Source organism: Jatrophihabitans sp. YIM 134969, assembly GCF_054456675.1.
Window position 1 is genome coordinate 76,142 of the sequence record NZ_JBTJEQ010000019.1, and the last position, 15,928, is coordinate 92,069.

Genomic DNA, 15,928 nt, shown 5'->3' on the forward strand with positions numbered 1-15,928 from the left:
TCAGCCCCACATCGCGCGGTTGGCGGCCACCGCCGCGGTGTAGTTGGCATGCGCGGTGTCGGTCAGCGTGTGCAACGCGACCAGCGCCTGGTGCATCTCGCGTGCGCCCGCGACCCACTCGGCGTGCGCCGCCTGCTGGGCCTCCGAGGCGTCGCCGCTCCAGGCACCGCCGAGCGCCCGCACGCGGGCGTCGACCTCGCCGATCACCTCGTCAGCTTGGGCCGCGAGGGCGGTCAGCTTGGCCACGACCGCCTCGAGACGGTCGGTGTCGACGACGAACGCGCCGCTCACGAGAGCCGGCTCGCGAGTCGCGAGTACGACGTGCCGAGGGTGCCGTCGGTCTGGTCGTAGCCCTCGGCGCTGAGACCGAGACCGGCCCCGATGCGGCCGAGCGCGTCGAGGATCTTCGCGCTGCCGTCGTGCCACTCCGCCCAGGCCGCGGCGAACGACTCCGCCGCGCTGCCGCTCCAACCGGAACCGGTCAGCTCCTCGACCTCGTCGGCGACCGGTGCGATCGCCTCCCGCAGGTCCGCCGCCTTGCCGGTGACGAACGCCTGGACGGCCCGCAGGTCGGCGGACGTCACCTCGAATCCCGCACCCACGCCCGGAAACCCCCTCATCACGCCGCTACCAGGACCTACCTGTGACTGGCGGTCATGGTTCCGAGCTCGGGCACCGGGGTCACGTTCCGAACCGAGGGATGACGCAACGCGAACACTCGCGGACCCCCGGCTGCGGCGTGAGGTGGGCTACCCGCCGGTAACTTGTGGGCCGTCGCGTGCCCGGGTGGGAGCCCGGGTGGCCTAAGCTGCTGGACAAATGCTCAACGTCCACGCGCGCGCCGGCGTCTCCCGGCTGCTGGAGCCCACCGGCAAGCGACTCGCGAACCTGGGCGTCACGCCCGACTCCATCACGTTGGTCGGCACGGTCGCCGCCGTCGTCGGGTCCCTCGTCTTCTTCACCCAGGGCTGGTGGTTCTCCGGGACCATGCTGATCTGGGGTGCGGTGATGCTCGACGTCCTCGACGGCGCCGTCGCCCGCGCCGGGGGGACGAGCAACGCCTTCGGAGCCGTCCTGGACTCCACGTGTGACCGCATCGTCGACGCCGCCGTGTTCGGGTCGCTCGCCTGGTACTTCGCCCGGCACGACCAGCCCGCCCTGTTGCTGGCCTCGCTGCTGTGCCTGGTCCTGGGTTCGCTGACCTCCTACATCCGCGCCCGCGCCGAGGGTGTGGGGTTGTCGGCCACGGTCGGCATCGCCGAGCGGGCCGAGCGGTTGATCATCGTGCTCGTCGGTACGGGCCTGTCCGGCGAGCACCTGCGCGTGCCGTACGTGCAGGCGATCGCGCTGTGGCTGCTGGTCGCGGCCTCCACCGTCACCGTCATCCAGCGCCTGGTCGTGGTGCGGCGCCAGACCCGTCCGGTGCCCAACGCGCCCGCCGGGCACGTCGAGGCCGCCGGCGGCACCGACACCGGGTTGCGGCGGTTGCTGAACCGTCGGCACGCCCGCGAGGAAGCCCGCGCCGACGACGACGCCACGACTCGAGCTTGAGCAGCACCACCGACCGGCTCACCGACACGGCCTACGCGGCCGGGTGGTGGGGGGTCCGCGCGCTGCCGGAGGGCCTCGCCCGCGCCTCGTTCGCCCGCGGCGCCGACCTCGGGGTCCGGCGCGGCGGCAAGGGCGTGGACCGGTTGCGGCGCAACCTGCGGCGGGTCCTGCTGCACACCCGCGGCTCCGACGAGGGCCTCGACCACCTCGTCCAGGCGGGGATGCGGTCCTACTCCCGGTACTGGCGCGAGACGTTCCGCCTGCCCGGCATGGACAAACCGGCCGTCGCCCGCGACGCCGGGCGGGGCATGGAGGGCATCGAGCACATCGACGCCGCCATGGTGCGCGGCAAGGGGCTGATCCTGGCCCTGCCGCACAGCGGCAACTGGGAGGTCGCGGCGGTCTGGCTGGTCGCCCACGGCGTGCCGTTCACCACCGTGGCCGAGCGTCTGAAGCCCGAGTCGTTGTTCGACCGGTTCGTCGCGTACCGCGAGAGCCTCGGCATGGAGGTCCTGGCGCTGTCCGGCGGCGCGCAACCGCCCGCGGCCGTGCTGGCCGAACGCCTCGAGGCCGGCCGGGCCATCTGTCTGCTGGGCGACCGCGACATGTCCCGCCACGGGGTCCCGGTCGAGTTCTTCGGCGCCGCCGCCACCATGCCCCCCGGGCCCGCCCTGCTCGCCGCCCAGACCGGCGCCACCCTGCTGCCGGTGCACGTCTCGTTCACCGGCACGGGCACCCGCGACGAAGGCTGGCGGCAGTGGGTCGGCCCGCCGGTCGAGCTGGGCGAGGGCACGCTGACCGAGCGGATCGCCCGCGGGACCCAGACCCTCGCCACCGCCTTCGAGGCCCGCATCGGCCGCTGGCCCGAGGACTGGCACATGTTGGCGACACTGTGGTCCGAGGACCGCTCGAGCCGTCCTAAACTGGGGTCATGAGCGAGGACACCACCACGACGGCCGCCACCAGCACCGTCGGCACGGCCCGGGTGAAGCGCGGCATGGCCGAGATGCTCAAGGGCGGCGTGATCATGGACGTCGTCAACGCCGAGCAGGCGAAGATCGCCGAGGACGCCGGGGCCGTCGCGGTCATGGCGCTCGAGCGCGTCCCGGCCGACATCCGCGCGCAGGGCGGCGTCTCCCGCATGTCCGACCCCGACATGATCGACGGCATCATCGAGGCCGTCTCGATCCCGGTGATGGCCAAGGCCCGCATCGGCCACTTCGCCGAGGCGCAGGTCCTGCAGAGCCTCGGGGTCGACTACATCGACGAGTCCGAGGTGCTCACCCCGGCCGATTACGCCCACCACATCGACAAGTGGCAGTTCACGGTGCCCTTCGTCTGCGGCGCGACCAACCTGGGCGAGGCGCTGCGCCGGATCACCGAGGGCGCGGCGATGATCCGCTCCAAGGGCGAGGCCGGCACCGGTGACGTTTCCAACGCCGTCACCCACATGCGCACCATCGGCGGCGAGATCCGCCGGCTGACCTCGCTGGCCGACGACGAACTGTTCGCCGCCGCGAAGGACCTGCAGGCGCCGTACGAGCTGGTCGCCGAGGTCGCCCGTGCGGGCGCGCTCCCGGTCGTCATGTTCACCGCCGGTGGCATCGCCACCCCGGCCGACGCCGCGATGATGATGCAGCTCGGAGCCCAGGGTGTGTTCGTCGGCTCCGGCATCTTCAAGTCCGGCAACCCGGCCCAGCGCGCCGAGGCGATCGTCAAGGCCACCACGTTCTACGACGACCCCGACGTCGTCGCCAAGGTCTCCCGTGGGCTCGGCGAGGCGATGGTCGGCATCAACGTCGACGACATCCCCGTGCCGCACCGGCTGGCCGAACGAGGCTGGTAGCGCCCGGCGGCCGGTAGCGGGCAGGGTGGGCGGCATGTGCCGTTCCATCCAGACCCTGCGCCCGCCGTTCATGGACGACGTCACGCCCGACGACACCCGGGCGGCGGCGTTGCAGTACGTCCGCAAGATCTCCGGGATGCGGGCGCCGGCGGGCCACAACGCCGCCGCGTTCCAGGCCGCGGTCGACACCGTCACCGCGGCCACCGACGAGCTGCTGGCCGCGCTCGTGGTCAAACCCTCGACGGGCAAGCTGCGCACCCACCGCCACGCCGACGGCACGGTCCACGTCCACGACGAGGATCACCAGCACGCATGACTTCCGCCCCTCGTTAGGCTGAGCGGTCGTGTCGACCATCGGGATCCTCGCCCTGCAGGGCGACGTGCAGGAGCACCAGCGGGCGGTGGAGAGCTGCGGCGACACCCCGGTGCTGGTGCGCCGGCCGTCGGAGCTCGCGGCCGTCGACGGCCTGATCCTCCCCGGTGGGGAGTCGACCACCATCGTCCGGCTGGCCCGGATCTTCGAGCTGCTCGAGCCCCTGCGCGAGGCCGTCCGCGGCGGGATGCCGGTGTACGGCAGCTGCGCCGGGATGATCCTGCTGGCCGACCGGCTGGCCAACCCGGCTCCGGTGCCGGCCGCGCCGGGTGGCGTGCAGGAGACCATCGGCGGGATCGACATGACCGTGCGGCGCAACGCCTTCGGCCGGCAGGTCGACAGCTTCGAGACCGACCTCGCGGTCGACGGTGTCGACGGCGGGCCGGTCCACGCCGTGTTCATCCGGGCGCCGTGGGTCGACGACGTCGGACCGGGGGCGACACCGCTCGCCCACGTCGACGAGAGGGTGGACGGCCCGGCCGCCGGTAGGATCGTCGTGATCCGCCAGGGTGCCCTGCTCGCGACCGCGTTCCATCCGGAGCTCACGGGCGACACCCGGGTGCACGAGTACTTCTGCCGGATGGTGAAGGAGGTGGCCGCATGAGCGGGCACAGCAAGTGGGCGACGACCAAGCACAAGAAGGCGGTCATCGACGCCAAGCGCGGCAAGCTGTTCGCCAAGTTGATCAAGAACATCGAGGTCGCGGCCCGCACCGGCGGCCCGGACGTCGAGGGCAACCCCACGCTCTACGACGCCATCCAGAAGGCCCGCAAGACCTCGGTGCCGCTCGACAACATCGAGCGGGCCGTCAAGCGTGGCTCCGGTGCGGAGGCCGGCGGCGCCGACTGGCAGACGATCATGTACGAGGGTTACGGCCCGAACGGCGTGGCGGTGCTCATCGAGTGCCTCACCGACAACCGCAACCGCGCGGCGGGCGAGGTCCGCATCGCGATGACCCGCTCGGGCGGCGCGATGGCCGACCCGGGCTCGGTCGCCTACCTGTTCACCCGCAAGGGCGTCGTCATCGTGCCGAAGGTCGACGGGCTGGACGAGGACACCGTGCTCATGGCCGTGCTCGACGCCGGCGCCGAGGAGGTCAACGACCTCGGTGATTCCTTCGAGGTCATCAGCGAGGCCACCGACCTGGTGGCGGTCCGCACCGCGCTGGTCGACGCCGGGATCGACTACGACTCGGCCGACTCCTCGTTCATCCCGAGCGTGCAGATCCCGCTCGACGCCGAGGGTGCGCGCAAGGTGTTCAAGCTGATCGACGCGCTCGAGGACAGCGACGACGTGCAGAACGTCTACGCCAACTTCGACGTCTCCGACGAGATCATGGCCGAGCTCGAGCCGGTCGGCTGAGCTCCTCCCACCGCGTCCACGGGGCGTCGACGACAGCCGCCGTCGACGCGCCGCTCGCGTTCCGGGACCGGCGCCGGTCGATGGATCACTGATCGGTTCTCGGCGTCATGTCGCGAGGAATCGATCAGTGATGCGATGCGGCGGCGCGCGAGCGGGTCAGTTCTCGCCGGCCACGCGCTCGCGGTGGTGGTCGGTGAGTTCCCGCATGGCGTCGAGGGTGTCACGCATGGTGGCCAGTTCGGCGATCGTGCGGTGGGTGAAGACGGCCGCGCCCTCCTCGACCAGCGGGGCGTACATCGCGTAGGTGACGCGGGCTCCCTCGTCGGTCATGCGCACCAGCACCTGACGCCGGTCGGTCTCGCTGCGCACGCGCTCGACCAAGCCCCGCTCCGACAACCGGTCGATCAGCGCCGTGGTCGCGGCCGGTCGCAGCCCGGTGGCGGTCGCGAGCAGGCCGGCGGTCTTCGGGCCGTCGGCCAGCCAGTCCAGGCAGCGCAGATCGGCCGGGCCGAGCCCGAGGGCGCGGCCGACGGTGTCGTCGAACAGTTGCACACTGCGCTGGTAGCGCTGCAGCGCCGTGCCCAGCTCCGCCACGAGTTGACGCCGTGTCGCCATGACCCCTAGTCTTTCGAATGTCGAAACATACGAGATTCGTAACAGGAGGTTAGCACCGTGCGCGTGGTGATCGTGGGAGGCGGCGTGGCCGGGCCGGCGGTGGCGCTGGCCGCCCGGCAACAGGGGATGGACGCGGTCCTGCTGGAACGGCGCGGTGCGGCCGATCCCGAGGCGGGCTCGGTCGTGACGGTCGGGCCCAACGGCCTCGACGCGCTCGACGTCCTGGGCGTGCTCGACGCGGTACGGCAGATCGGCGTACCCAGCCGTCGGAACCGGATGTTCGGCGCCACCGGACGACTGCTGGGGGAGTTGTCGCTCGGGGTGCCCCTGGCTGACGGCACGGTGGCGTTGACGGTGAAACGCTCGGCGCTCGCGGTGCTGCTGACCGATGCGGCCCGCGCGGCCGGTGCCGAGATCCGCTACGGCGCCGAGGTCGTCGACGTCGAGCCGACCCCCGACCGCGTCACGGTGGAACTGGCTGACGGTGCAACGGTCGCGGGTGACGTGCTGGTCGGGGCCGACGGCGTGCGTTCACGGATCCGCACGGTGGTCGACCGTTCCGCCCCCGCCGCCCGCTACCTCGGGCTGACCAACTTCGGTGGCCGCACCCTCGCCGCGGACGTGCCCGCGGGGCTCGACCTGGCCCCGGAGGCGTGGCACTTCGTCTTCGGCCACCGCAGCTTCACCGGTTTCCACCCGCTGCCGAACGGCGACGTCGTGTGGTTCGTCAACGTGCCCCGGCCGGAGATCACCCGCGAGGAGCGGGCGTCGACCTCCGACGCGACCTGGCACACCTGGCTCACCGACCTGGTCGCGGACGACGCCGGGCCGGGGCCCGCCCTCGTCGGCGCCGGCCACCTCGAGCTGGCCGGCGACAACACGTGGGACCTGCGCCGGGTGCCGACCTGGTGGCGGGGGCGCACCGTGCTGGTCGGCGACGCCGTGCACGCACCCGCCCCGAGCTCGGGCCAGGGCGCGGCGATGGCCCTGGAGGACGCGGTGGTCCTCACGCGTGAGCTGGCAGCGCACGGCCCGGACGGCTTCGCCCGCTACGAGCAGGCCCGGCGCGCGCGGGTGGAGAAGATCGTGGCCAACGGGGCCCGCAGCAGCAGCGCCAAGATCCCCGGCCCGATCGGGCGTCGCGTGCTCGAGACCGTGCTGTGGCTGGTGTTCCGCACCGTCGCCACCGAGCGGTCGACGGCTTGGATCACCGGGTACCGGCTGGAACGCCCGCCTGCTCCCGCACGCCCGCGGCCGTGAGCGCGGCGGCGACGACGAGCACCCCGACGCACCCCGTGACCAGTGGCCATCCGCCGGCGCTCCAGGCGAGACCGAGCAGCGATCCGCCGAGGCTCGAGCCGAGGTAGTAGGCCATGAGGTAGAGCGCAGACGCCTGGGCCCGGCGGCTGGTGGCCCGCCGCGCCACCCAGCCGCTGGCGGTGCTGTGGGCCCCGAAGAAGCCGCCGGTGAACACGACCAGCCCGCCGACGACGCACCCCAGGACGTCGGGCACCGTGAGCACCAGACCCACGGCCATCACCGCCAGCGACCCGAGCAGCACCGTGCGGCGGCCGTGCCGGTCGGCGAGGCGCCCGGCGAGGGTGGAGGTGACGGTGCCCGCGAGGTACGCGAGGAACACCAGCCCGCCGACCGAGGGCGGCAGGTCGAACGGGGCCTGCTCGAGGCGGTAGGTCAGGTAGTTGTAGACGGCGACGAACCCGCCCATGAGCAGGGTTGCCGTGAGGCACAGCCGCCAGATGCCGGGCTCGCGCAGGTGGTCGCGGACGGCCCGCAGGTGCGAGCCGACGTCGAACGGCACGGCCCGGAAGCGTCGCGGTGCGGGCAGCAGCAGCACGAACGCCACCGTGGCGAGGGCCGCGACGGCCGCCATGACCAGCACGGCGACCCGCCAGCTGCCGACGCTGTGCACCGCGGCCGGCACGACCCGGCCGGTGACCCCGCCGAGGGTGTTGCCCGAGACGTACAGCCCCATCGCCGTCCCCACGACGCGTGGCGGGACCTCGTCGCCGAGGTGGCCCATGGCGACGGCGACGACGCCCGCGAGCGCCAGCCCGACCAGCGCCCGGACCACGAGCTCCTGCCAGAAGGCCGCGGCGAACGCGCCCGCCACGGTCAGCAGGCAGGCGGCGGCCAGGGCCACGCGCATGACCCGCGCCCGCCCGAAGCTCTCGGCCAGCGAACTCATCGGGACGACGGCCAGGGCGAGCGCGCCGGTGGTCAGCGCGACCGTGAGCGACGCGGCCGCCGGCCCGACGTCGAAGGTCGCGCCGATCGCCGGCAGCAACGCCTGGGTGCAGTACATGAGCCCGAACCCGGCGAGGCCGGCGCCGAGCATCGCGATCTCGAGCCGGCGCACCTGGGCGGGCGTCGCCTCCGGTGTCTCGACCAGGTCCGCCGCCTCGGCCGCGGCCAGGTCGCGGTCGGCGGCGGTCACCCCTCCGACGCTAGGCGCCCGGGCGTCTCGCCGCCGTGACCGACGGAACTACAGGCGGTCGGCGGCGCGGTCGCCGAGGGCCGTGCGGATGCGGGCGGCGGCGTCGTCCATCTGGTCGTCGGGCAACGCGTGGGCGAAGCGGAAGTCGAAGTCGGCCATGGTGCCCGCCGGGAACACGTGCACGTGCACGTGCGGGACCTCGAACCCCGCGACCACGACTCCGACCCGTTCCGGGGAGAACGCCGTCCGCACCGCCTGGCCGACGAGCTGCGACACCGAGCTCAACTGCGACCACAGGGCCGGGTCGATGCCCTCCCAGTGGTCGACCTCGGCCCGCGGCACGACCAGCGTGTGGCCCGCGGCGAGGGGGGCGATGGAGAGGAACGCGACCACGGCGTCGTCGGCGTACACGGCGCGGGACGGCAACTCGCCGGCGATGACCCGGCTGAACACGGACGGCACGGCGGTCAGCCTGACAGGTTCCAGAACCGGAACAGCGACGACCCGATGTCCGACGCCGACCGGTCGACGCCGGTGAGGTCGAAGATCCCGTAGACGAGGGAGAAGAACGCCTCGTTGGCGCCGGGCAGCCAGAACAGGATCGCGAACACCGCGAGCAGTCCGAGCGGGGCGAACTTCGCCGCCGCTGCGGCGGTCTCCCGGCTCACCCACGGCTCGATGGCGCCCCAGCCGTCGAGGCCCGGGACGGGCAGCAGGTTGAGGATCGCGGCCGTCACCTGCAGCAACCCGAGGAAGGCGATGCCGGCCCAGAGCCCCTCACCGTCGGACAGCGAGACACCGAAGCCGCTGAACACCCCGATCGGACCGTGCGCCCGCACCACCGCGAGCAGGACGACGGCCAGCACGAGGTTGACGCCCGGCCCCGCGAGCGACACCGCGCTGGCGAGCCCGCGGCTGCGGAACCGGTGCTTGTGCAGGTACACCGCCCCGCCCGGCAGGCCGATGCCGCCGGCGATGACGAAGACGATCGGCAGCAGGACCGAGAAGACGGCGTTGCCGTAGAGCAGCGGGTTGAGGGTGAGGTAGCCAGCGGACAGCACGTCGGTGTCGCCCGCCTTGTAGGCCGTGACGGCGTGGGCGAACTCGTGCAGGCACAAGGTCACGACCCAGCCCGCGACGACGAACAGGAACACCCCGATCCCCGTCGTGCGCAACGAGTCGCCGGTGGCCGCGAGCACCGCGCCGAGGACGGTGAGCGCGACGACCAGCACGAACACCGGGCTCGGGGTGAGGGCCTGGCGCCGGGTGCGCGGCGCGCCCGCCACGCGGCGGTAGAGGTCGGACACGCGCGCCACGGTAGGCGAGCCGGGTGAGCGTCACCTCATCGACCGCGCCCGCGAAGGTGGGGGACACCGCCCACCTCGGGCGCGGACGTGGGTGCCACCACCCACATCCGCGAGCGCGGGGTGTCGCAGCCGCCCGGGCCCGCCCGGCCCCGATAGCGTGCGAACGTGCGTTCGATCCGCGTCCTGGGCCACCCATCGCTGGCCCATGCTCTGCTGCGCGACGCTCGCGACGAGCGGGGCCAGCGATGCGCGTCCTAGGCGTCGACCCCGGCCTCACCCGCTGTGGCGTGGGGGTCGTCGAGGGCGCGCCCGGACGCCCGTTGCGGTGCGTGCGGGTCGGGGTCGTGCGGACCGCGCCGGACCTGCCGTTCGACCTGCGGCTGCGACTCATCGCCGACGCCCTCGACGACGCCGTGGCGGCGGTGCGGCCGGACCTGGTCGCGGTCGAGCGGGTGTTCGCCCAGCACAACGTGCGGACCGTGATGGGCACGGCCCAGGCGGCGGGGCTCGCCGTCGTGGCGGCGGCCCGCGCCGGGGTGCCGGTCGCGCTGCACACCCCCAGCGAGGTCAAGGCCGCGGTCACCGGCTCCGGCCGCGCCGACAAGGCCCAGGTGACGACGATGGTCACCCGCCTGCTCGCCCTCGACGAGGCTCCGCGACCCGCCGACGCCGCGGACGCCCTCGCCCTCGCCATCTGCGCCATCTGGCGGGGCAGCGCCGACCGGCTGCGGCAGGACGCGCTGCACGCCCACCGACCGACCCGCCAGCGGTCAGCACCGCACCAGACCGCACCAGGGAGAACAGCGTGATCGCGAGCGTCCGGGGAACCGTGACGGCCGTCGGGCCCGACACCGCCGTCATCGAGATGGGCGGGTTCGGCATCGCCGTCTCCTGCTCGCCCGGCACCCTCGCCCGGCTGCGGGTGGGGGAGCAGGGGCGCCTCGCCACCAGCCTCGTGGTCCGCGAGGACTCCCTCACGCTGTTCGGCTTCGCCGACGACGACGAGCGGGCCCTGTTCGAACTGCTGCAGACCGCCAACGGGGTCGGGCCGCGCCTCGCGCAGACCATCCTCGCCGTGCTCGTGCCGCGGGAGGTCCGGCGGGCCGTGGCCACCGCCGACTTCGCCACGCTGGTCCAGGTTCCCGGCATCGGCCGCAAGAGCGCGGAGCGCATCGTGCTGGAACTGCGCGACCGGATCGGGTCGATCGACGGCTCGGACCAGGCGACCACCACGGTCGTCGCCGGCGGCCCCGTCACGGCGACCTCGCCGTGGCGCGACCAGGTCAGCCACGCGCTCGCGGGCCTCGGCTTCACCGGCAAGGAGGCCGCGGCCGCGCTCGACACCGTCGCGTCCGACCTGCCCGAGGGGGACGTGCCCGACGTCTCGGTCGTCCTGCGCCGGTCGATCCAACTGCTGGGCCGGGCCACGTGAGCGGCGGACCCGACTGGCTGGCCGAGCCCACCAGTGCCCGGAGTGACGACGCGGCGGACGACGACGTCGTCACCCCCCGCGTCCTGCCCGCCGAGACCGAGGCCGAGGTCGGGCTGCGACCCAGGACGCTCGCCGAGTTCCCCGGTCAGCCCAAGGTGCGCCAGCAGGTCGAGCTGCTGCTGGAGAGCGCGCAGCGGCGCGGGCGCCCGCCCGAGCACGTGCTCATGTCCGGGCCGCCCGGGCTCGGCAAGACCAGCCTCGCCCTGATCATCGCGGCCGAGCTCGGCGCGCCCATCCGCATCACCAGTGGCCCGGCGATCGAGCGGGCGGGCGACCTCGCGGCGATCCTCACGAGCCTCTCGGAGGGCGAGGTGCTGTTCGTCGACGAGATCCACCGCATCGCGCGGCCCGCCGAGGAACTGCTGTACATGGCGATGGAGGACTTCCGGGTCGACGTCGTGGTCGGGAAGGGTCCCGGTGCCACGGCCATCCCGCTCGAGCTCGCGCCCTTCACGCTCATCGGCGCCACCACGCGCTCCGGGCTGCTCACCGGGCCGCTGCGCGACCGGTTCGGGTTCGTCGCCCACCTCGACTTCTACGACGACGACGATCTCGCCCGCATCCTGCACCGGTCGGCGGCGCTGCTCGGTGTGCCGCTCGACGACGGCGGGGCGGAGGAGATCGCCGGGCGTTCCCGCGGCACGCCCCGCATCGCCAACCGGCTGCTGCGCCGGGTGCGTGACTACGCCGAGGTCCGCGCGGACGGCGAGGTGACCCGCGAGGTCGCGCACGCGGCGCTCGCTGTCTACGACGTCGACGACCTCGGCCTGGACCGGCTCGACCGGGCCGTCCTCGACGCCCTGGTCCGCCGCTTCGGCGGCGGACCCGTGGGGGTCGGCACGCTCGCGGTCGCCGTGGGCGAGGAACCCGAGACCGTCGAGGAGGTGGCCGAGCCGTTCCTGGTGCGTGCCGGCCTGCTCGCCCGGACCGCACGGGGCCGGGTCGCCACGCCCGCGGGGTGGCGGCACCTCGGTCTGACCCCGCCGGCGACCCCGAGCCCCGGAACGCCGGGCCCGGCGTTGTTCGATCTCGTCGATCCGGACGCAACGGTCTAACGGGACGGGCGGCGTTCCTCGCCGCGTCCCCTACACTCGCGGGCGCCGTCTTCCGCCCTCCCGGTGGTTCCCGGCCGTCCGCACGTCGAAACGGAAGGACCGACCATGGGCCAGTACGCCCCGCTGATCATCATCGGTGCTCTGCTGCTGGTGATGGTCGTCATGAGCAACCGCAACAAGGCCAAGAAGGCCGCGGCCGACGTCGAGCGTCGCAACTCGCTCGTCCCCGGCACGCGGGCGATGACCACGTCCGGCATGTACGGCACGATCACCGCGGTGAACCCGGAGAACGACGGTTCGCAGGCCGACACCGTCACCCTGGAGATCGCTCCGGGTGTCGCCGTCGACTGGGCGCTCGCCGCCGTCCGTGAGGCCCCGCAGCGGATCGCCCCGCTCACCGCGACCGACCCGAGCGACGCCAACGGCGAGGTCGTCGACCCCACCGCCGAACCCGTCGACGGCCCGGTCCGCATGGTCAAGCCGAAGGGCCGCGCCGGCGAGCGCTGAGTCGCCCCCGCACCACCTGCTCCACCGAACCCCAACACCCCCGCCGGGCGCGCCGCCGCGCCCGACAGCAGACCTCGAGGAGAGTCCCACCCGTGGCACCACCGGCCGGCACGCTGCGCGTGGGGCGCTACTTCCTCGCACTGGGCGTCCTCCTCGCGGTCCTCTACGCCGTGACGTTCTGGCCCGGGAAGGGCAACACGCCGAAGCTCGGACTCGACCTCGTCGGCGGCGCGCAGGTGGTCCTGCAGGCGACCACCACGGACGGCTCGTCGCCGACCCGTGACGCCATGAACGAGGCCCGCCAGATCATCGAGGACCGCGTCAACGGTCGCGGGGTCAGCAACAGCGAGGTCGCGATCGAGGGGTCGAACCGGATCACGGTGACGATCCCCGGCAAGAAGGCCGACGAGATCGACAACATCGGCACCACCGCCCTGCTGACCTTCCGCCCGTTGGTCGCGGGTCCGTTCCCGGCCACCCCGCAGGCCACCGCGACCCCGACCGCCAGCGGCTCCGGCGCCACGTCCGGGGCCGCGACGCCGCCGGCGAGCCAGAGTGCGTCCGTGGCGCCGACCGGCACCCCGACGGCCGCACCGAGCTCCAGCGGCGCCTCGCCGCAGGACAACGCCGCGCGTCCCCTGGCCGCTGCCACCACGCCGTCGGCGCCCGCGAGCGGAGCTGCCGCGAGCACCCCGGCCTCCACGCCCGCCGCATCGACCCCCGCGCCCGACCCGACCGCGACCGGCTCGCCCGCCCCGACCGGCGTGGCCACGGTGCCGGGCGAGTCCGCCGTCACGCCCCAGCAGGTCCAGGCGTTCCAGGCCGACCCGAACAACTCCTCCGTGCCAGGCGCCTCGACGCTGAGTTCCGCCCAGATCCAGGCCCTCATCGCCCTGAAGTGCGGCCCGAACGGCACGGCCGAGTCCACCTCGGTCATCGTCGCCTGCAGCCAGGACCGCTCGGCCAAGTACGTCCTCGCCCCGCAGCTGTTCCCCGGCACCGAGGTCAAGACCGCGCAGGCCGTGGCCCCGAACGCCCAGACCGCCGCCCAGGGCTGGGTCGTCGCGCTCGACCTCAAGTCCACCGGTGCCAAGCTGTGGTCGGACTACACCGGCGCCCACAACTGCGGGGGCACCGGCTGCACCGCGACCGCCCCGCCCGCGAACTTCGTCGCGTTCACCCTCGACGGTGAGGTCATCACCGCGCCCGGCATCCAGTCGGCGATCAACGGCCAGACCCAGATCACCGGCAACTTCACCCAGACCTCGGCCGAGGACCTCGCCAACTCGTTGAAGTACGGCGCGCTGCCGCTGAGCTTCAAGGAGCTCACGTCGCAGACGGTCTCGGCGACCCTCGGCACCTCGCAGCTCGAAGCGGGTCTGCTCGCCGGCGGCATCGGCCTCGCGCTGGTGGTCATCTACTCGCTGCTCTACTACCGCGGTCTGGGCCTGGTCACGCTGGCCTCGCTGGTCGTGTCGGGCGGGATCGTCTACGCCTGCCTGGTCATCCTCGGCCGCAACATCAACTTCACCTTGACCCTGGCGGGCGTCGCCGGGTTCATCGTCGCGGTCGGCATCACCGCCGACTCGTTCGTCGTGTTCTTCGAACGCATCAAGGACGAGGTCCACGAAGGCAGATCCATGCGGGTGGCGGTGCCACGCGCCTGGGTGCGGGCACGACGCACGGTCATCTCGGCCGACGTCGTCTCGCTGCTGGCCGCGCTGGTCCTGTACTACCTCGCCGCGGGCGAGGTGCGCGGGTTCGCGTTCACCCTCGGGTTGTCCACGATCATCGACGTCATCGTGGTGTTCTGGTTCACCCACCCGTTGGTCTCGCTGCTGTCGCGCTCGCGGGCCTTCGGCTCCAAACGCTTCACCGGTCTGGACGCCGTGCGTGCCACCCCGCCGCCGGCCAAGCCCGGCCCGGGACGTCGCCCGGTGCGACCGGTCGCGACCGCGTCGGCTCGCCCGAGCGCCGGCACCACCCGCATCGAGAAGCGCCCGGCGCGGTCGTCGGTGGCCGTGCTCGACCGTGAGGACGACGAGCCGGCCGTGACCGACGAGGCTCTCGACACCACCGCCGACACCGACGTCGTGGTCGGTGACGTCGCCGTCGAGACTCCCGACGACACGGCCGTCGACACCACCGACGTCGAGGACGCCACCGAGCCGGCGCCGGCGCGCCGCGCTCGCCGCACCACCCCCGAGAGCGGCTCGGCCGCCGAGCGGGCCGCGGCCCGCCGCGCCAAGCTGCGCAACGACGAGGAGAACGGCGCGTGACCGTCACCGACGACCGGCTGGACGAGCCCACCGAGCCCCCGACCGGCGCCGCCCGTCCCGAGCACCAGCGGGGCGTGCTGTCGCGGCTCTACCGCGGCGAGACCGACATCGACTTCATCGGCAGCCGCAAGCGCTGGTACCTCGCGTCGGCGGTCATCCTGCTGATCTGCGTGCTGTCGTTCGTCATCCGCGGGTTCAACTTCGGCGTCGAGTTCGAGGGCGGCACCCAGTTCCAGGTGTCGGTCGGGAACAGCAACGTCTCGACCGTTCAGGTCGAGGAGGCCGTCAACAACTCGGGCGTCACCGAGTCCTCGGAGGCGGCGCAGGAGGTCGGTTCGGGGAGCAACCGCTCGATCATCATCAAGACCGCGACGCTGTCGACCACCGATCAGCAGAAGGTCAGCACCGCCATCTCCGATGCCACCGGCGTCTCGGTCAGCACCAACTCGGTGAGCTCGACCTGGGGCAGTGAGGTCACCGACCGCGCCATCATCGGCCTGATCGTCTTCCTCGTGCTGGTGAGCATCTACCTGGCGATCTGGTTCCAGTGGCGCATGGCGGTGGGCGCGATCGTCTCGCTGCTGCACGACCTCGTGGTGGCCGCCGGCATCTACTCGTTGGTCGGGTTCGAGGTGACGCCCTCGACCGTCGTCGGGCTGCTGACCATCCTCGGTTTCTCGCTCTACGACACCGTCGTGGTCTTCGACAAGATCCGCGAGAACACCCGCGACATCACGGCCGGCTCGCGCACCACGTACTCGGAGGCGGCCAACCTCGCCGTCAACCAGACGCTGATGCGTTCGATCAACACCACGTTGATCTCGCTGCTGCCGGTCGGCGGGTTGCTGTTCGTCGGCGCCGGGCTGCTCGGGGTGGGGACGATCAAGGACCTCGCGCTGATCCTGTTCGTGGGCTTGGCCTCCGGGGCCTACTCCTCCCTGTTCCTCGCCGCGCCGATCGTCTGCGAGCTCACCGAACGTCAGCCCGCGTACCGGGCGCTGACCCGCCGCGTGCTCGCCCGCCGGGCCGCGGACGCCAAGCAGACCGCCGCCCGCGACGACGCCGAGGGCGACCTGGTCGCCGCGG

The 15,928-nt window shown here is 73.0% G+C and carries 19 protein-coding genes; 13 read left to right on the forward strand and 6 right to left on the reverse strand.

Going from position 1 to position 15,928, the window contains the following annotated elements; genetic code table 11:
- Positions 1-291, reverse strand: a complete 291-nt coding sequence (locus ACXR2U_RS12130; protein WP_458825280.1) for a WXG100 family type VII secretion target — start codon at positions 289-291, stop codon at positions 1-3.
- Positions 288-584 carry a WXG100 family type VII secretion target gene (locus tag ACXR2U_RS12135; protein ID WP_458825281.1) on the reverse strand — a complete coding sequence of 99 codons (297 nt, stop codon included), beginning with the start codon at positions 582-584 and terminating at the stop codon, positions 288-290. Before ACXR2U_RS12135 ends, ACXR2U_RS12130 begins: the two co-directional genes overlap by 4 nt.
- 235 nt (positions 585-819) lie before the next feature.
- On the opposite strand from ACXR2U_RS12135, the gene pgsA reads away from it, so the two are divergent.
- Genes pgsA through ACXR2U_RS12165 form a run of 6 tightly spaced genes read left to right on the forward strand, consistent with a single transcriptional unit; the run spans position 820 to position 5,132 of the window.
- Positions 820-1,551 carry a phosphatidylinositol phosphate synthase gene (gene pgsA, locus ACXR2U_RS12140; RefSeq protein WP_458825282.1) on the forward strand — a complete coding sequence of 244 codons (732 nt, stop codon included), beginning with the start codon at positions 820-822 and terminating at the stop codon, positions 1,549-1,551.
- A complete protein-coding gene (locus tag ACXR2U_RS12145) occupies positions 1,548-2,486 on the forward strand; it encodes a phosphatidylinositol mannoside acyltransferase (RefSeq protein WP_458825283.1) in 939 nt (312 codons plus the stop codon). The genes pgsA and ACXR2U_RS12145 overlap by 4 nt, the downstream gene beginning before the upstream one ends.
- Complete coding sequence (gene pdxS, locus ACXR2U_RS12150; protein WP_458825284.1) at positions 2,483-3,397, forward strand: pyridoxal 5'-phosphate synthase lyase subunit PdxS; 915 nt, start codon at positions 2,483-2,485, stop codon at positions 3,395-3,397. The genes ACXR2U_RS12145 and pdxS overlap by 4 nt, the downstream gene beginning before the upstream one ends.
- Before the next feature lie 34 nt (positions 3,398-3,431).
- Positions 3,432-3,713 (forward strand): DUF2277 domain-containing protein, encoded by a 282-nt coding sequence (locus ACXR2U_RS12155; protein WP_458825285.1) that lies wholly within the window; start codon positions 3,432-3,434, stop codon positions 3,711-3,713.
- A 28-nt stretch (positions 3,714-3,741) separates the two neighbouring features.
- Entirely contained in the window at positions 3,742-4,374 is a 633-nt protein-coding gene (gene pdxT / locus ACXR2U_RS12160) for a pyridoxal 5'-phosphate synthase glutaminase subunit PdxT (protein ID WP_458825286.1), read from the forward strand.
- A complete protein-coding gene (locus ACXR2U_RS12165) occupies positions 4,371-5,132 on the forward strand; it encodes a YebC/PmpR family DNA-binding transcriptional regulator (RefSeq protein ID WP_458825287.1) in 762 nt (253 codons plus the stop codon). Before pdxT ends, ACXR2U_RS12165 begins: the two co-directional genes overlap by 4 nt.
- 156 nt (positions 5,133-5,288) lie before the next feature.
- Here ACXR2U_RS12165 and ACXR2U_RS12170 read toward each other — a convergent pair whose 3' ends face one another.
- Positions 5,289-5,747 (reverse strand): MarR family winged helix-turn-helix transcriptional regulator, encoded by a 459-nt coding sequence (locus ACXR2U_RS12170; protein ID WP_458825288.1) that lies wholly within the window; start codon positions 5,745-5,747, stop codon positions 5,289-5,291.
- Positions 5,748-5,810: 63 nt separating this feature from the next.
- Here ACXR2U_RS12170 and ACXR2U_RS12175 point away from each other — a divergent pair, with 63 nt between their 5' ends.
- Entirely contained in the window at positions 5,811-7,007 is a 1,197-nt protein-coding gene (locus ACXR2U_RS12175) for an FAD-dependent oxidoreductase (protein WP_458825290.1), read from the forward strand.
- On the opposite strand, the gene ACXR2U_RS12180 is transcribed toward ACXR2U_RS12175, so the two are convergent.
- The 3 genes from ACXR2U_RS12180 to ACXR2U_RS12190 are packed head-to-tail and all read right to left on the reverse strand — an operon-like array spanning position 6,955 to position 9,509.
- The gene (locus ACXR2U_RS12180) at positions 6,955-8,202 is read right to left on the reverse strand and encodes an MFS transporter (RefSeq protein ID WP_458825292.1); all 1,248 of its coding nucleotides are present in this window, start codon (positions 8,200-8,202) and stop codon (positions 6,955-6,957) included. The genes ACXR2U_RS12175 and ACXR2U_RS12180 overlap by 53 nt on opposite strands.
- A 48-nt stretch (positions 8,203-8,250) precedes the next feature.
- Entirely contained in the window at positions 8,251-8,664 is a 414-nt protein-coding gene (locus ACXR2U_RS12185; protein ID WP_458825293.1) for an HIT family protein, read from the reverse strand.
- A gap of 5 nt (positions 8,665-8,669) precedes the next feature.
- Complete coding sequence (locus ACXR2U_RS12190) at positions 8,670-9,509, reverse strand: site-2 protease family protein (protein ID WP_458825294.1); 840 nt, start codon at positions 9,507-9,509, stop codon at positions 8,670-8,672.
- A 245-nt stretch (positions 9,510-9,754) separates the two neighbouring features.
- Here ACXR2U_RS12190 and ruvC point away from each other — a divergent pair, with 245 nt between their 5' ends.
- The 6 genes from ruvC to secF all read left to right on the forward strand — a co-directional run.
- On the forward strand, positions 9,755-10,318 hold the full coding sequence (gene ruvC / locus ACXR2U_RS12195) for a crossover junction endodeoxyribonuclease RuvC (RefSeq protein WP_458825296.1): 564 nt from the start codon (positions 9,755-9,757) through the stop codon (positions 10,316-10,318).
- A complete protein-coding gene (ruvA, locus tag ACXR2U_RS12200; protein WP_458825297.1) occupies positions 10,315-10,941 on the forward strand; it encodes a Holliday junction branch migration protein RuvA in 627 nt (208 codons plus the stop codon). The genes ruvC and ruvA overlap by 4 nt, the downstream gene beginning before the upstream one ends.
- An 83-nt stretch (positions 10,942-11,024) precedes the next feature.
- On the forward strand, positions 11,025-12,056 hold the full coding sequence (gene ruvB, locus ACXR2U_RS12205; RefSeq protein ID WP_458825306.1) for a Holliday junction branch migration DNA helicase RuvB: 1,032 nt from the start codon (positions 11,025-11,027) through the stop codon (positions 12,054-12,056).
- Positions 12,057-12,161: 105 nt separating this feature from the next.
- Complete coding sequence (locus ACXR2U_RS12210; protein ID WP_458825299.1) at positions 12,162-12,563, forward strand: preprotein translocase subunit YajC; 402 nt, start codon at positions 12,162-12,164, stop codon at positions 12,561-12,563.
- A gap of 92 nt (positions 12,564-12,655) precedes the next feature.
- Positions 12,656-14,842, forward strand: a complete 2,187-nt coding sequence (gene secD / locus ACXR2U_RS12215; RefSeq protein WP_458825300.1) for a protein translocase subunit SecD — start codon at positions 12,656-12,658, stop codon at positions 14,840-14,842.
- On the forward strand, positions 14,839-15,928 hold a 1,090-nt coding region (secF, locus tag ACXR2U_RS12220; RefSeq protein WP_458825301.1), incomplete at its 3' end, for a protein translocase subunit SecF. The genes secD and secF, both read left to right, overlap by 4 nt.

What these genes read in the sequence shown, in the direction of transcription:
- ACXR2U_RS12165 (WP_458825287.1), top strand. Translation starts at nt 4,371, where the DNA reads ATGAGCGGGCACAGCAAGTGGGCGACGACCAAGCACAAGAAGGCGGTC.
- ACXR2U_RS12155 (WP_458825285.1), top strand. Translation starts at nt 3,432, where the DNA reads ATGTGCCGTTCCATCCAGACCCTGCGCCCGCCGTTCATGGACGACGTC.
- ACXR2U_RS12210 (WP_458825299.1), top strand. Translation starts at nt 12,162, where the DNA reads ATGGGCCAGTACGCCCCGCTGATCATCATCGGTGCTCTGCTGCTGGTG.
- ACXR2U_RS12170 (WP_458825288.1), bottom strand. Translation starts at nt 5,747, where the DNA reads ATGGCGACACGGCGTCAACTCGTGGCGGAGCTGGGCACGGCGCTGCAG.
- ruvC (WP_458825296.1), top strand. Translation starts at nt 9,755, where the DNA reads ATGCGCGTCCTAGGCGTCGACCCCGGCCTCACCCGCTGTGGCGTGGGG.
- pgsA (WP_458825282.1), top strand. Translation starts at nt 820, where the DNA reads ATGCTCAACGTCCACGCGCGCGCCGGCGTCTCCCGGCTGCTGGAGCCC.
- pdxS (WP_458825284.1), top strand. Translation starts at nt 2,483, where the DNA reads ATGAGCGAGGACACCACCACGACGGCCGCCACCAGCACCGTCGGCACG.